Source organism: Xylocopilactobacillus apis (genome assembly GCF_033095965.1).
GTDB lineage: Bacteria > Bacillota > Bacilli > Lactobacillales > Lactobacillaceae > Xylocopilactobacillus > Xylocopilactobacillus apis.
The window spans coordinates 1265974-1281463 of sequence record NZ_AP026801.1; the positions used below are offsets into that span (position 1 = coordinate 1265974).

Here is a 15490-nt window from a genome sequence, read left to right on the forward strand (position 1 = left end):
CTTTTGCATATGGTGCTTAAGTTTTTGGTTGCCTATACTTTTACGTGTAAGCGAAAACAAATGTGAAAGGGAATTTACTTTATGAACAAGAAAAAAACTACTCTGGCGGTTGGAATTTTAAGCATGAATTTGCTTTTAATGTCAACTTCAGTTATCGGATCTGCAATTGCCGCAATTGCGAAATCTTTCCCGACTGAACCAATTTCCAAAGTTCAAATGATTGCTTCAATTCCACAATTAGGTCAATTAATTGCAACACTGCTTTTTACTTGGTTAACCTATCATTTGACCAGAAAAAATATTGGTATATTAGCCGTTTTGGCAGTCGGAATTAGTGGAATGTTCCCAGCTTTTTATCCTAGCAGTTTAAATATCATTTTAGCTTGTATGACTGTATTAGGTTTTGGAGCTGGATTAATTAGTAATGTTGGACCAGTATTGCTTCAAGAACATTTTGAAGGTGAAGAGAGAGCCAGCGTTATGGGCTGGGGCATGGGTTTCAATAATATTGGAATGATGGTTTTTACTGCTTTAGGTGGAGCTCTAGGAAGTAGTAATTGGCATAATTTATTTTGGATCTATGCTTTATCTTTAGTGATTTTAGTTTTCTTTATTTTCACAGTCCCTCAAGACAATGTTATTGGAGATAAAAACAAAGATAACGAAAAATCCGAAAGCTTTTTATCTAGTGTAAAAAGTCTTAGCGGAAATGTTTATATTATTTTATTAGTTACATTTGTAATGTCGATGATCTTGATGACATTTATGACTAATCAATCAATCGTTCTTGCTGCTAAAGGACAAGGAACTGCGTACACAGCTATGGTAATTACAATTGGCAATATTGGAGGAATCTTAACTGCATTTGTATTGAAATATATAAGAAAGTTAACTAAAACCAATACAATTGCTTTTGGATTTATTGCTTTTGCATTATCATTTGCTTGTATCGAGTTCTTTAGCAGTCCAGTCATGCATATTTTAGGAAATATGTTCTCTGGAATGGGAGTTGTAATGGTTAATGCAACGATTCCATTTGAACTATCTTTATTAGCAGATGAAAGAAAATTCCCGATTGTAATTTCTATGAACACTTTAGTTTCTTCATTTGCCGGGATTTTTGCTCCGATGATTATTGCAGCTTTTAAAATCAAACCAGGTGATGCTTCATTTACCTTTGGTATCATTTTATCGTTAGTTATTGCTACTTTCTTATTAATAATTAAATTTGGAGCTCGTATTGAAAAATCTCATGCTGAACAAGAAGCTCAAAAATAAACTTAAAAAAATATGTAAAATTACTTCATCTTAAAAAAAGAAACATTTTTGAAATTAAAATTTTGAAGTGCCTCATAATTGTTAGACATATGCTAATGATTGTGAGGCATTTTTGTATGACTAAATATTCTGCTGAATTGAAAATTAAAATTGTCAAATAATTCCTGGCAGAGTTAAAGAAAATGGTCAATCAGTATACATATTGGTATAACAATGAGCGGATTTCATTAAACAATACTGGATTAACACCGACTGAATTGAAAAAAGAAGTTGGCAGCGTAGACTTTTACAAAAGACAGCAGCCCAATTAACCAAGTTGAACTTAATCTTTAAATAAAAAAGGTTTATTTAGTGTTTTTAAAAGCAAATAATCAAAAAAAGCAAAACCAAAAATTAATTGGTAATGCTTTATTTTGCCTGAATAAAATAATTCACCTATAAAAATGTTTAAGATTTTATAAACCGTCTAACTTTTTTGTTGCACTTCAAAACTTGAGTTATGTCATGACTTTTAATAAAAGAACAAATAGCTACTTTAATTTTTCAATCTCTTCGACACTTAAATCGGTGACTACACTAATCTCTTCAACTTTCATTCCCATTTTTAGCATCTTCCTTGCAGTCTCAATTTTATTTTGCTTAACTCCCTGCTCTAATCCTTGCTCTAGTCCTTGTTCTAAACCCTGCTCTAAACCTTCACGTTCGCCTCTTTTTCTGCCTTCTTCTTCGGCATACAACATCTGTGCATCAAGCTTTGATCTCGCTCTCTCTACTGCGTCCAACATCTCTCGTTCCTCCATCTCTAAATTCTCATAACTTGTTACTTTATATGCATCCTGCAGATATTCCGGTGCTTCTTCGACCCTTTTATTGCTCTTTAGATAATCGTACCAATACGGCATCTCTCCTTCTAGCGTGTCTCGGGGCTTTGTTAAATCAAAATATACCACACTCAACAGCGGTAAGCCATCTTCATTCTTTAACTCGATTTTATTCTTTACATCATACATCGTAAATCGATGATACGCTTTGTCGTCTTCTTTAAATAAATCAAAGTACACGATGTTAATCCCATACACTGGTCTCAATGACCCATATTTATCCTCTTTAATATCATCCTTTAATTTCTCTAGATCTCTTCTCGCATAATTTGACACATATTTCTCTGACAGGTAATGCAGTGAACGTTCGATAAAATGTGCTTCTCTTCTTACCTGCAGTTCGATGGTTACCAGACTTCCGTCATCAAGCCGGGCTAATACATCAACCTCTGTTTCTAAGAATTCCTGCTGATCTTCCGTCACTTTAAAGGTTCTAATATTATATGGATTTTCGATTATTACATCTACAACGTTTAAACCGATCATATCATGAATGAAGCCGATTAAGATATGACGGTTCTTGGGTGAGGCAAATAATTTTTTAAATAACAGATCATTTGATGGTAAAATTTCTCTTTTGCGCAATTATATATATCCTTCCTTTTTTAGGCTTATATAAAAGATTACGCAAACAAGATCCAATTCTTAAATTCATCAAATTATTGTTTAATTGTACTAAATTTTTCCTTTTAAAACAAAAAAAGAGCCTGACCACTTAGGGATCAAACTTTTCTCTTATTACCTTTATGTTTTAGAATAAAGAGTAAGTGTGTTACTTTGAATGAAAAACTTCCTATTACCTTTAATACATTTCTAATTAATTGGATTAATCGAGATTTAACTTCTTTAGTGATAAACTAGTTTTAATTTCTATTTAGAGTTTATTTCCTTCAATAACTTGAGCTTCACTTATTAGTTGCTACAAGACTTAATACGGCCATTTAATTTGATAAAAAATTCAAAAATTTTACCGTCTATTTAGTTTACCTTTAGAGGAATTTATATTTAAAGTACTTAATTTTTCAACTATTTTGTTCCTGCTGCATCTTCTCAAAATCACTTAACTCTGGTAATGGCAAGGCAAATCGGTCTTCTAGCCATTCAGCGCACAAATCAAACCAGTTTGCTGTGTGACGAATAATTTGAGATTTGGCTGCTGCACTCGTTTGATCGGCCAAACTTAACCCATGAGTTCCTTTTTCAAAGATATGAAGTTCAAATGGAATATTTTCACTTTTCATTGCTTCTGCAAGCTTAATCGAATGCTGTATTGAAACAAGAGGATCTTCAAAGTTTGCCCAAATGAAGCTTGGAGGTGTATTAGAATCAACATGACGCGCTGGGCTTACTTGTTCTAATAATTCTTGATCAGGTTTTTCCATTCCTAAATAGGCAACAAACGATGCAATCATAAAGCTTTTATCCATTCCAGCTGGTAATTCATCAATTTGGCTGCTCAGCATAACATAATCGGTCAAAGCATATCCTAAAATACTTAAAGCTGGTTTTAATAAAGATGCATCATTACCAAATTGATCTTTTACCCATGTCTGATTCCAACTTGTAGAATATAGTGCTGCATTATGACCCCCTGCAGAAAATCCGCAAACCGCAACTTTTTCTGGATCAAGATTCCATTCACTTGCATGTTTCTTAACTAAAACCATTGCTTTTCCCAACTCGATAACTTGGCGGGGGAAAATGCGATCCTTTTTAACTGGTAATGGTTTTGATAAATCTGGCAATTCCAGACTTCCATCGCTATAAGTACTGTATCGCAAAACAAACGCGTGGTAACCAAGAGATGCAAATTTAATTGCTACCGGTTCAGCCTCTCGATCAGAACAGCTAAAATATCCGCCGCCAGGACAGATAATAATGCCTGGTCTTGGTTTGCCATTAATCGTCTCAGGAGAATCATCTAACAAATAAGTTGTTAAAGTTACATTCTGATTTTCCGACGATAAATTAAATTTTTCGATTTTCATTTTTATTCCTCCATCATTGTAATCGCCTTCATCATCAATATAACACTGTAAATTCTCTTAAAACTAGTTTCAAAAACCAGATATTTTCTGTTCTTTTCTTAGATTTTGCGATCATTTAATCTAATTGTGCTTCTCAAAAGAAAAGGGGCTATAACAGTAGTCATAACAATTGCCCCAACAACTGCAGAATATCTTTCCGATGACAAGAGCTTGTTTTGAATTCCAATTTGAGCAATTATTAACGCCATTTCCCCTCTTGAAACCATGCCTGAACCAATCACTATTGAACTTTTATTGCTAAAGCCAGAAATTCTTGCACCAATTCCAGCTCCTAATAATTTAGAAATAATTCCTCCCAGCGTTAAAGCAATAAATAAACCAAAATCATTGATTATGCCATTTAAAGTCATCTTTAATCCAATACTAGTAAAAAATACTGGTATGAAAATAGAAGAAGCAATTAGATTTACTCGATACCCTACTTTTTTAGCAAATTTTGTTTGACCAATTGCAATACCAGCAAAAAAAGCACCAATTACACTACTTAAACCAACCAAATTGGCAAAATAGGCAAAAAACAGACAAATAATTAATGCTAAAACCGTGTCTGATTTATTAAAGATTCTAAATAAAAGCGGCATCATCCATCGGCTGAAAAAGAATAGTAAAGCAAAATAACCTAACTGGAGCATTAGCATGACTGGTATTGAATTTACATTATTTTCAGAAGGTCCAATTAAACTTAACAAAAGAACTGATAAAATATCATCAACGACAGCTGCTGCTAAAATTACACTGCCTTCATCAGTATCTAAACTATTCATTTCTTTTAAAACTACAGCAGAAATAGAGACGGAAGTAGCTGCAAAAGTAACTCCTAAGAAAATACAAGTTGCATTAGGAAGTTTAAAAGCTTGTCCAATTAAATAAATCAAACCAAAAGGCACTGCCATTCCTGAAATTGCCACAATAATGCTCGGTGTAAAAAATTTACGAAGAAGTGAGATATTACTCTCTAACCCCGCTATAAACATCAACATAACAACACCCACTTCTGAAATGCTGCTTAAAATCTGATTTGATTGAACTAAATTTAAAACTGATGGACCAATTAAAATTCCCGCTAATAATTGACCTATTACTGATGGAAAATTTAGACGAGAACTAATATAACCGCCTAATAATGAAAATATTAAAATTAAACAAAGCGAACCAAGAATATCCATAAACTATCCCCTACAAATAAAAAAGCTTCCAAAAATCTTCCCGGCAACCCAAACCAAGGGAAAATTCTTGAAAGCTTTCACTTCAACCAATAATTATTAAAAAAATAAGATCCGTAATAACGAATCTTATAAAATAATGGGCGGCCAGGGGCTCGAACCCTGGACCCACGGATTAAGAGTCCGCTGCTCTGCCAACTGAGCTAGCCGCCCATATCTAAGCCGTCAAACGACTTAAATATAATATCACGCAGATAAAATTGATGCAAGAGATTATTTAAAAGAAATCACTTTCACGTTTCTTAATTTCATCAGTTTGTTTTTCAAAACCTGGTTTACCCAACAAAGCAAACATATTATTTTTATATGCTTCAACACCCGGTTGGTTAAATGGATTTATTCCATTCAAGTAGCCGGAAACACCGATCGCAATTTCAAAGAAATAAATTAATTTTCCAAGCGTATACTCATCTTGCTGATCAACATGAATCGTCATTACTGGAACTCCACCATCAGTATGAGCAATGACAACACCACGGTAAGCTTGTTCATTAACATAGTTCATCTTTTTACCTTCAAGATACTTAAGACCATCAAGATCATCAGATTCAGCTGGAATTTCGATATCATAGCGCGGATTATCGACCATTACAACAGTTTCAAATAAGAAACGACGTCCTTCTTGAATATATTGTCCTAATGAATGCAAATCTGTTGAAAAATTAGCAGAAGAAGGATAAATACCTTTTTGATCTTTACCTTCAGATTCGCCTGCCAACTGCTTCCACCATTCACCTAAATATTGAAGAGATGGTTCATAATTTTCAAGAATTTCAACATCATATCCTTTACGCATCAAGATATTACGTAAAGCAGCATACTGATATGCTTCATTTTTGCTTAAATCTGGACTGTTGTAATCATCACGGCCTGCGGCAAAACCATCCATTAATTTATCGATATCACCGCCTGCAACAGCAATTGGCAGTAACCCTACCGCACTCATAACAGAATACCGTCCTCCAATAGCATCCGGCACTACAAATTCTTCGTAACCCTGCGCATCAGATTCAGTTTTTAAGGCACCTCTTGCTTTATCAGTAGTTGCATAAATTCGTTTTGCAGCCTCATCTTTGCCATACTTTTCCACAAGCTTTTGCTTCAACACTCGAAAAGCAATCGAAGGTTCAGTTGTTGTTCCTGATTTAGAAATAACATTGATTGAAAAATCTTTATCCCCAATTAGTTCTAAAATTTCGTGGAGATACGTACCGCTAATAGAATTTCCAGCAAAAAGAACAAGTGGTCCCTTACGATCTTTTTGCCAACTGCCAAAATTCAAATTTAAAAAGTCGCAAGCCATTCGAGCTCCTAAATATGAGCCGCCAATTCCAATAGCTACAAAAACTTCAGAATCATTTCTAATTTTTTCAGCCGCTTTTTTTATACGTGAAAACTCTTCTTTATCATATTCAATCGGTAAATCAACAAAACCAGTAAAATCACTGCCTGCTCCTGTTTTTTGTCTTAATTCATTATCACAAGCAGTAACCATTTGCTGCATTTCTGATAATTCATTTTCATGCACAAATTTTTTTAATGGTGAATAATCAAACTTAATAGTTGTCATTACTTAAATATCTCCCGTTTTTTAGTTACAGTCTATTCTACCATTTAATGATGAAAAGTTTTACATTATCTTATCTTTCAAAAAAAAATAAACTATTTTATTTAGCTCTTTAATTTGAATAATTTTTGATAGAATATAATAGCTTGTTTTATTTAGGAAAGGAAATATATTATGACTAATTTTAATGAAATAAAAGGATTTGCCTTCGACTTAGACGGCGTTATCACAGACACTGCTAAATTCCATGCGCAAGCGTGGCAGCAGGTTGCAGATAAAGTTGGTACTAATTGGACTGAAGATCTCGCAGACGGATTAAAGGGAATCAGCCGAATGGATAGCTTAGAAATGATCTTAAAAGCGGGTGGTCATGAAAATGACTACTCTCAAGCGGAAAAAGAAAAACTAGCGGCTGAAAAAAATGACAACTATGTTCAGTTAATTAAAACTCTTACGCCGGATGATATTTTACCGGGTATGCTTGATTTCATTAAAAGTCTCCAAGCTAGTGGTTATAAGATGAGTCTAGCTTCTGTCTCTCTTAATGCACCAGTAATTTTAAAAAGCTTAGGATTAACTGACGCGTTTGAAGGAATCGTTAATCCTGCTAGTTTAAAAAAAGGCAAACCGGATCCAGAAATTTATGTCAGAGCTGCCGAAGTTATGAAATTAGACCCTAAACAAGTAATCGGGGTCGAAGATGCAGCAGCCGGTGTTACTGCAATTAATGGTGCTAATGAAACTTCTCTTGGAATTGGAAATTCTGACGTATTACATGAAGCAGATCTAATTTTCCCAGACACTGCAGCAGTTACAATTGAAGCAATTAAAGAAAAAATGGGATAAATCAAAAGAGTATGTATTGACGGGGACGACCGAAGAAATAAGGTTCATCAATTTTAATCGATTCAACCAGGCAATATTATCTTTTGACGGATGATAAGCGGAAGTAATGTTTAAAGCAGACTAATGTGTGTTATAACTTTGCTGCATAATTTTATTACTTTCGGAGTTTAAAATTATAGAAGAGTGTAGAGTAAAGACTAGGCTCTTCTTTTTTTTATCGAAAAAACCCCTTGAAATAAACGATTTCTCGTTTTTTCAAGGGGATCTTTGTGACATATGTTAACCAGCCTTTTTAGTAGATTTTGATTAATCCTTGTGTTCCAAGATCTCCCAATTGATATTCATTAACCATCTTTTGATAAAGATCTTCCGCGGTCTTTGTTCCTGGCAGATTAAGACCCATTTCATTTGCTGAATCTATCGCAATCCGTAAATCTTTTAAAAAATGTTTTGCTGCAAATCCCGGCTTATAGTCACCTTTTAAAATTCTCGGTCCATAATTATCCATGCTCCAATTTTGGGCTGCTCCACCACTGATCATTTCAACAATATTGCTTAAATCAAGATTGGCACTTTTGGCATAAAACAACGCTTCGACCATCCCAGTCATTGTGCCTGCAACCATGATTTGGTTTACCATTTTAGCATTTTGACCTTGACCAGAATCTCCGAACAAACGAACCGATTTTCCCATGGCTTTCAAAACTGGCAGAGCTCGTTCAAAATCACTCTTCTCTCCGCCAACCATGATCGTAAGCGTCCCATTTTTAGCTCCAATATCTCCTCCAGACACTGGAGCATCAAGTGCTGAAATTCCTTCATTTTGAGCCTTTTTTGCAATTTCTTTAGCTAGATTAGGAGAACTGGTAGTCATATCAATAAGCATTAAATTTGAATGGATACCTTCAAAAATACCATTTTCTCCAAAATAAACTTCCCGCACATCTTTAGGAAAACCTACTATCGTAATTACAAAATCCGAATTTTGAGCAACCTCTCTCGGATTTTCTAACCATTGTGCACCATTTTGCAATACACTTTGAGCATGAGATTTGGTACGGTTATACACTAAAACCGAATAACCAGCTTTTAACAGATTATTGATCATACCCGTCCCCATAACCCCAGTGCCAATAAAACCAATTTTCATTTTTTCTTTCTTCGTTTCTTTCGTTTATGCTTTCGCTCAAATAATATGTAATAAATCAATAAACCGATTAAAATTCCAATTGAATTAAATATTAAATCGTCAACATCCGCCTGTCCGGAATGAGTAAAAAACTGGGCCGTTTCGATAAACAGTGATAGACAAAAACCTTCCAGAAAAACCAAAAATTTGTGTCGAGGTTTTTTGCCGATCGAATAAAATAGCATCCCTAATGGAATAAAAAGAATAATATTACCCAAGAAATTATAAATCAGCGCAACTTTGGTAATTCCATTATTCATTTTAAGAGTCTGAACAAATGGAATCCAATTTACATCACTCAACGATCGATGGAAATCAATCGGAATTTGCCAAGGCCAATATTGTTTACGAAAAACAGTGAAAAATAAAACAAAAAGAATGTAAAAGATAAACAGATCGTAAACTAACTCTTTTTGAACAGTTGTCCCCTTTTTCCGGACAAAATAGTTATATAACGTTCTAAAAACTAAGAAAATTAAAAAGTAGATAATGGTTTTGTCGAGCGCAAAGAAGCCCATCCTTACGATTCCAAAGTTAATAAAACGATAACCCCAGCTTTTATATAAAAAATTATAAAGTGCGCCAACTATATACATAGAAAAAAAACTAACTTAATTCCTGTTCAACGATTTTTACAAGCTCATCAACATAATTATTAACTAATTCGTCTGTAGAAGCTTCAACCATTACTCTTAAAAGATTTTCGGTTCCACTTGGACGAATCAAAACTCGGCCGTCACCAGCCATTTTTTTTTCGATTTCTTTGATTTTATCCTGCAAAACAGAACAATTTTCCCATGAATTTTTATCTTGAACCTTAATATTTACTAATTTTTGCGGATAAGTTTTAACTGGGCTTGCAAGTTCAGATAAAGTCTTACCCTCATCAAACATAATATTAAGCAGAACAATCATCGTTAAGAGACCATCGCCAGTATTATGATAATTTCTCAAAATAATGTGGCCTGACTGTTCCCCGCCGATCACAAAACCATTTTTAAACATGTTCTCGCTGACATAGCGATCCCCTACTGCAGTGACTTGATAATCAATCCCAGCTTTATCAAGAGCCTTATAAAGGCCAATATTACTCATTACTGTAGTTACGACGGTATTGCCTGCAAGTTCTCCTTTAGATTTAAAATAGCTGCTGATAATATACATAATTTTATCACCATCAACAATGTTGCCGAACTCGTCAACGGCAATACAGCGGTCTCCGTCACCATCTATTGCAAATCCGGCATCAAATCCTTGAGTTTTTACCGTTTCAATTAATTTTTCAGGGTGAGTTGAACCTACTTTATCATTGATATTAATGCCGTCAGGATGATCTGACATGATTTCATAATTCAAATTTAGCGTCTCAAATAAAGAAGGAGCAACTTTACTTCCGGCACCATTTGCGGTGTCTAACATGATGTTTAGACTCTTGTTGTAGTCTTTTGCATATCCATGTAAGAAGCTGACGTAACTTTCTAATGCACCAGGAAATGAGATGATTTTACCCAAACCTTTTGCGCTAGGACGTGGCAAGTCGTCTTCTTTCGCATCAATTAACTTTTCGATTTTATCTTCCATTTGATCGGATAATTTATTTCCATCGGTTCCAAAAAATTTAATTCCATTATCTTGCGCTGGATTATGAGAAGCTGAAATCATGATTCCGGCAGACAAATCAAATTTCTTAATCAGAAAAGATAAAGCTGGGGTTGTAATGACCCCCACGTTTTCAACGTCAACTCCAACTGACAATAGACCAGAAATGAGCGATGACACTAACATTTCTCCGGAAGCTCTTGTATCGCGTGCTACTACAACTTTAGCATATTCAGTGCTTCCATTAGTTAAAACAAATCCTCCACAACGTCCAAGTTTAAAAGCCATTTCTGGTTTTAAAGAAACGTTAGCAACTCCTCTAACTCCGTCAGTTCCAAAATACTTAGTCATCTTTTCCTCATTTCTTGCTTGAATTTTTTACAATTATATTAACTGGAATAGCTTTTTGTCCATATTTTTTAATGCCGTCTTTTTCAGGCAGTTCAATAATTCGCTGAACATTTTCCTCAACTCCGTTTACTACCACTGGAACAGCAAGTGTATCTATTCGATCAATTACATCTTTTTTCCCATAAATCTTAAGTTCGCTGACATTTGATTTAAATGAGTAGCTTTTGCCGGCAACTCCTTGACCATCCTGGGTAAATTTAATTTTAACAGTTTTATGAGGCATTTCCTTAATCGGAAGCCGAACATGAATTACTTCTGGATTAACAACTGCATTAACAATATTTCCATTCTGATCTAAAGGCTGAATAATAACATCTTGACTAAAAGTTGTTTTCGCATCATTAGGTAAATTCACTTTAGCAACCACTTGATTAATTTTTTCAATTTCAGTCTTAGCACTGGTTACCTCAACTGTATCCTGGCTTAACACAGGCTGACCTGCTTCATAACCTAAAGCAATACTGTCTTTATTAAAGTCCGTCTGAATCGCCATTTTTCGATTACTGCGAGCCTGAATGTTGATCGTTACGTAAGAGGGCATGATCTGATAATGAATCGATTTATTAATCCCCTGTTCCCTTAATGTGATTTTATGAATTCCAGTTGGACGATTAGCAATATCTGCAACAATTTGAAAATTAAGCGTGTTTGCAGTAGCAGTTACCAAAGCAGCTGGACCTTCAAGACGGATCTTAACCTTTTGTGGATATCCAGTGATGAAATATTTATCGGTATTTCCATTTAGTTTTAAAGGAGCATTAATAGTGGTACTTTTAGTGGCCGCAAGCTGCTCTTGTCTTGAGTTATCAGTACTAGTTGTACTTTGCGTCTTTTGAGTTTGAACATAAATAAAAAGAAATATAGCAACTATAAAAGCCATAATTATGGAGATGATCTTGGTTTTAAAATCTAATTTTTCTGGATTCATTTTTGATCACCTTCATCTGAGCTTTTCTCTCGTGATAAAATTTTTTGCCAAAAATGTTTTTTCTTTGTATCTTTTGGTCCTAACTCTTCAAATAAAAATTTGCGATATTCATCATGGGTCATTCCCGTAATTAATTTTCCATTTTTCGTAAAAGATACTGCCCCTGTTTCTTCGGAGACGACTATGGTTAGAGCATCAGTAACTTCACTAATTCCAACGGCAGCTCTGTGTCTGGTCCCAAACATTTTTGGAATATCAGGATTATCAGACAGCGGTAAAAAAGCAGCGGCAGCCGCAACTCGGCTCCCTTGGATAATAACAGCCCCGTCATGAAGCGGCGTATTAGGGATAAAAATATTGATTAAAAGTCCATCAGTAATTAAAGCGTCCAGAGGAATTCCTGTCTCAATATACTCCTCTAGCCCAGTAGTCCCCTGCATCGTAATTAGTGCTCCAATCCTTCTTTTGGACATGTATTGTAAAGCTGTATCAATCTCATCAATTTGTTTCTTGATTTCAACTTCTTTAACATTTGCGGGAGTAAATACTGAGCCGCGCCCAATTTGTTCCAACCCTCTTCTAATTTCCGGCTGAAAAATGATAACTAATACAACAACACCCCAATTAATTACCTGATCGCTAATAAAGTTTAAAGTCTTAAAATTAAAGTACCAGCTAACTATTTTAATAAAAATAATAATCGCGATTCCTCTTAAAAGCTGAGTTGCTTTTGTACCGCGAATCATCAATATTAACCAATAGAAAAGATACCAAACGATCAAAATATCTATAATATTAGTTAAGGTTGATAAAGTGAAAAATTTAGATAAATCTATTTTCCCAACCTCCTTTTACTGGCGAGACATCTTAAACTCTAAATAAAAATCATTATATTCCTCAACAGTCTTTTGACCCAAATCTCGATAAGTATCTAAATGCGACATGGTTTTAAAATCTGGATAGAAGGATTTATTGCCAACAATAGACCTTGGAAGAATTTTTCTTGCCCCTTCATTAACTGTCGCATAACCAACATACTCTGCATTTTTAGCTGCATTTTCTGGCTCATTCATGAAATTTAGAAATTTATAAATGGCTTTAAAATGTTTAGCTGTCTTTGGAATTACAAAACTATCAATCCAAATATTGCTTCCTTCACTTGGAACTACATAATGCAAATGTTTATTAACATTCATCATTTCAGAAGCTTCACCTGACCAGTCAACTGCCAGATAACTTTCTTCCTGCTCCATGTACATTTTAATTTCATCAGCAACGATAGCTTTAACATTTGGTGCTAGTTCAACTAAACTCTTTTTAGCTTTTAAAAGAGTTCCTGTATCAGTAGTATTAATTGTTTTTCCCATCGGAATTAATGAAGCAGCAAAAACATCTCTTACACTATCAATTAACAGAATAGCATTTTTATACTTGGGAGACCATAAATCTTGCCAATGTTTTACTTCACCAGGTTTAATATACTTATCATTATAAACGATCCCCAGTGTTCCCCAAAAATAAGGAATTGAGTAACGATTATTTTGATCAAAACTACGATTCATAAATACTGAATCAATTTGTTTCAAATTATGAATTCGATTGAGATCAATTGGTTTTAACAAATTCATTTTTTTCATTTTTTCAACTGTATATTCTGAAGGAACTGTTAAATCAAAACTAATTCCACCTTGACGAATTTTTTCAATCATTGATTCATTACTGTCAAATGATTGAATTGACACTTTATAGCCTGTTTGATTTTCAAATTTTTTAATTAAAGTGGGATCAATGTAATCACCCCAATTAAAAATGTTTAAAACTTTATCATCGTCCTTAGCGGCTGCGGAGCTATGAGTTAGTCGATGATTAAAAAAAATCAAACACATACAGACAGCGCAAATCGTTAAAAAAATGCTTAACAATTTCTTCATTTGCGCACTCCCCTTCTTTTCCGCTCATTTCTTTGAAGAATGAAATAATAAAAATACAATTGCAATCGAGATGACCAAAAAAATTATCCCAGTTAAAGCATTAATCTCTAAACTAATTCCCCTCCGAGCTAATGCATAAATTTCCACTGATAGCGTTTCAAAACCATTACCGGTAACAAAGAAGGTTACCGCAAAATCATCTAAAGAATAGGTTAGTGCCATAAAAAATCCGGCAAGAATTCCTGAACTGATAAAAGGTAAAATGACTTGTGAAAGAACTTGAGGTCCTGTTGCTCCTAAATCGTAAGCAGCATCGATATAAGATTGCTTTAATTCTTTTAACTTTGGCAGCACCATTAAAACAACAATTGGAACACTAAAAGCAACATGGCTGATAAGAACTGACCAAAATCCTAATGGCAATTTAAACGCCGAATACAAAATCAAAAATGAAGCTCCAATAATTACGTCAGGGGAAACCATCAAAATATTATTAAGCGTTAGAATTGAACTTTTGACCCACTTACGAGTCAAACCATTAACATAAAGGGCTCCCAAGGTTCCAATTATCGTTGCGATAGTTGCAGAAATTAAAGCTATTAAAACAGTGTTAATGACGATTCCAATTAATCGATGGTCTGATAACAAATTACTATAATGTTTTAGTGAAAAATGTCCAAATTTAGCCATGTTATTATCGCTGGAAAATGAATAATAAATTAAATAAAAGATCGGCAAATACATAATTAAAAAAATAAAAAATAAGAAAATCCAATTTTTAATTTTGCTCATTACTTAGATTCCTTTGTTAATAACATGATCAAAATCATGGCTAAAATTAAAATTACGCCAATAGTTGAACCCATTCCCCAATTCATGGTACTTAAAAAATGTTCTTCGATCGCTGTTCCAAGTGTTATGACTCTATTTCCGCCAATTAAACGAGTAATCATAAAAAGTGACAGAGAAGGAATAAAAATTGCCTGAATTCCAGATTTAATTCCGGGCATGGTTAGAGGAACAATCACACGAAAAAAAGTCTGCGGTTTAGAAGCACCTAAATCATAACTTGCATTAATTAACGAACGGTTAATTGCTGTAATCGAATTGTAGAGGGGCAAAATCATAAATGGCAGCTGAACATAAACTGCAACTAAAATAAAAGAAGCATCGGTAAAAAGAAATTGTTTTTTGCCAAATCCTAAAACTGCTAACAAATTATTAATAGATCCATTGCGGCTGAGCAATCCAATAAAAGCATAGGTCTTTAAAAGCAGGTTAATCCACATCGGCAAAACAATCAGTAATATTAAAAAGTCACGAATTTGGGTGAATTTGCTAATGATCCAAGCTACAGGGTAACTAATGACCAACGAAATAATTGTGATAATAAAGGCAAACAAAATTGAATTTAAAGCCATCATTAGGTACGTCGGACTGGTGAAGAAAGTGATGTAATTATTAATAGTAAATTTACCGCTGATATCTTGAAATGAGTAAATAAAAATAAGCCCGATTGGAATCACAACAAATAAAGCAATCCAAAGATAATATGGTGCTGATAAAAATAGTTTCTTTAATCTTTGCAA

General features: G+C 34.1%; 14 protein-coding genes, 1 tRNA gene and 1 pseudogene. 3 read left to right on the forward strand and 13 right to left on the reverse strand.

Annotation, left to right across the window (positions count from 1 at the left end; all coding sequences use genetic code 11):
- The first annotated feature begins 81 nt into the window (after positions 1–81).
- Both R8749_RS06005 and R8749_RS06010 read left to right on the forward strand, forming a co-directional pair.
- Positions 82–1278, forward strand: a complete 1197-nt coding sequence (locus R8749_RS06005; RefSeq protein ID WP_317694942.1) for an MFS transporter — start codon at positions 82–84, stop codon at positions 1276–1278.
- Between the two features lie 164 nt (positions 1279–1442).
- Entirely contained in the window at positions 1443–1589 is a 147-nt protein-coding gene (locus R8749_RS06010; RefSeq protein WP_317698532.1) for an IS3 family transposase, read from the forward strand.
- A gap of 219 nt (positions 1590–1808) precedes the next feature.
- Here the strand turns inward: R8749_RS06010 and R8749_RS06015 are convergent, their stop codons facing one another.
- The 5 genes from R8749_RS06015 to R8749_RS06035 all read right to left on the reverse strand — a co-directional run bounded on the left by R8749_RS06015 (position 1809) and on the right by R8749_RS06035 (position 7000).
- Positions 1809–2744 carry an Rpn family recombination-promoting nuclease/putative transposase gene (locus R8749_RS06015; protein WP_317694943.1) on the reverse strand — a complete coding sequence of 312 codons (936 nt, stop codon included), beginning with the start codon at positions 2742–2744 and terminating at the stop codon, positions 1809–1811.
- Between the two features lie 437 nt (positions 2745–3181).
- Positions 3182–4147, reverse strand: coding sequence for an alpha/beta hydrolase (locus R8749_RS06020; RefSeq protein ID WP_317694945.1), 966 nt, complete (start codon positions 4145–4147; stop codon positions 3182–3184).
- 98 nt (positions 4148–4245) lie between these two features.
- Positions 4246–5373 carry a cation:proton antiporter gene (locus tag R8749_RS06025; protein WP_317694946.1) on the reverse strand — a complete coding sequence of 376 codons (1128 nt, stop codon included), beginning with the start codon at positions 5371–5373 and terminating at the stop codon, positions 4246–4248.
- A 137-nt stretch (positions 5374–5510) separates the two neighbouring features.
- Positions 5511–5583, reverse strand: a tRNA-Lys gene (locus R8749_RS06030).
- Between the two features lie 64 nt (positions 5584–5647).
- Positions 5648–7000, reverse strand: a complete 1353-nt coding sequence (locus tag R8749_RS06035) for a glucose-6-phosphate isomerase (protein WP_317694947.1) — start codon at positions 6998–7000, stop codon at positions 5648–5650.
- 171 nt (positions 7001–7171) lie between these two features.
- Here R8749_RS06035 and pgmB point away from each other — a divergent pair, with 171 nt between their 5' ends.
- On the forward strand, positions 7172–7843 hold the full coding sequence (gene pgmB, locus R8749_RS06040) for a beta-phosphoglucomutase (protein ID WP_317694949.1): 672 nt from the start codon (positions 7172–7174) through the stop codon (positions 7841–7843).
- 292 nt (positions 7844–8135) lie between these two features.
- Here pgmB and R8749_RS06045 read toward each other — a convergent pair whose 3' ends face one another.
- From R8749_RS06045 to R8749_RS06080, 8 genes and pseudogenes are all read right to left on the reverse strand, one after another.
- Positions 8136–8993: an NAD(P)-dependent oxidoreductase gene (locus R8749_RS06045; protein WP_317694951.1), complete on the reverse strand. Its 858-nt coding sequence runs from the start codon at positions 8991–8993 to the stop codon at positions 8136–8138.
- Entirely contained in the window at positions 8990–9550 is a 561-nt protein-coding gene (locus R8749_RS06050) for a VanZ family protein (RefSeq protein ID WP_317694953.1), read from the reverse strand. The genes R8749_RS06045 and R8749_RS06050 overlap by 4 nt, the downstream gene beginning before the upstream one ends.
- Before the next feature lie 88 nt (positions 9551–9638).
- Positions 9639–10982 (reverse strand): phosphoglucosamine mutase, encoded by a 1344-nt coding sequence (gene glmM, locus R8749_RS06055; RefSeq protein ID WP_317694955.1) that lies wholly within the window; start codon positions 10980–10982, stop codon positions 9639–9641.
- Positions 10983–10989: 7 nt separating this feature from the next.
- Entirely contained in the window at positions 10990–11970 is a 981-nt protein-coding gene (locus R8749_RS06060) for a CdaR family protein (RefSeq protein WP_317694957.1), read from the reverse strand.
- On the reverse strand, positions 11967–12806 hold the full coding sequence (gene cdaA, locus R8749_RS06065) for a diadenylate cyclase CdaA (protein ID WP_317698533.1): 840 nt from the start codon (positions 12804–12806) through the stop codon (positions 11967–11969). The genes R8749_RS06060 and cdaA overlap by 4 nt, the downstream gene beginning before the upstream one ends.
- Before the next feature lie 15 nt (positions 12807–12821).
- Complete coding sequence (locus R8749_RS06070) at positions 12822–13901, reverse strand: ABC transporter substrate-binding protein (protein WP_317694959.1); 1080 nt, start codon at positions 13899–13901, stop codon at positions 12822–12824.
- A pseudogene (locus R8749_RS06075) lies at positions 13898–14693 on the reverse strand (ABC transporter permease). The gene R8749_RS06070 and the pseudogene R8749_RS06075 overlap by 4 nt, the downstream one beginning before the upstream one ends.
- Positions 14693–15490, reverse strand: a complete 798-nt coding sequence (locus R8749_RS06080) for an ABC transporter permease (RefSeq protein WP_317694963.1) — start codon at positions 15488–15490, stop codon at positions 14693–14695. Before R8749_RS06080 ends, R8749_RS06075 begins: the two are co-directional and overlap by 1 nt.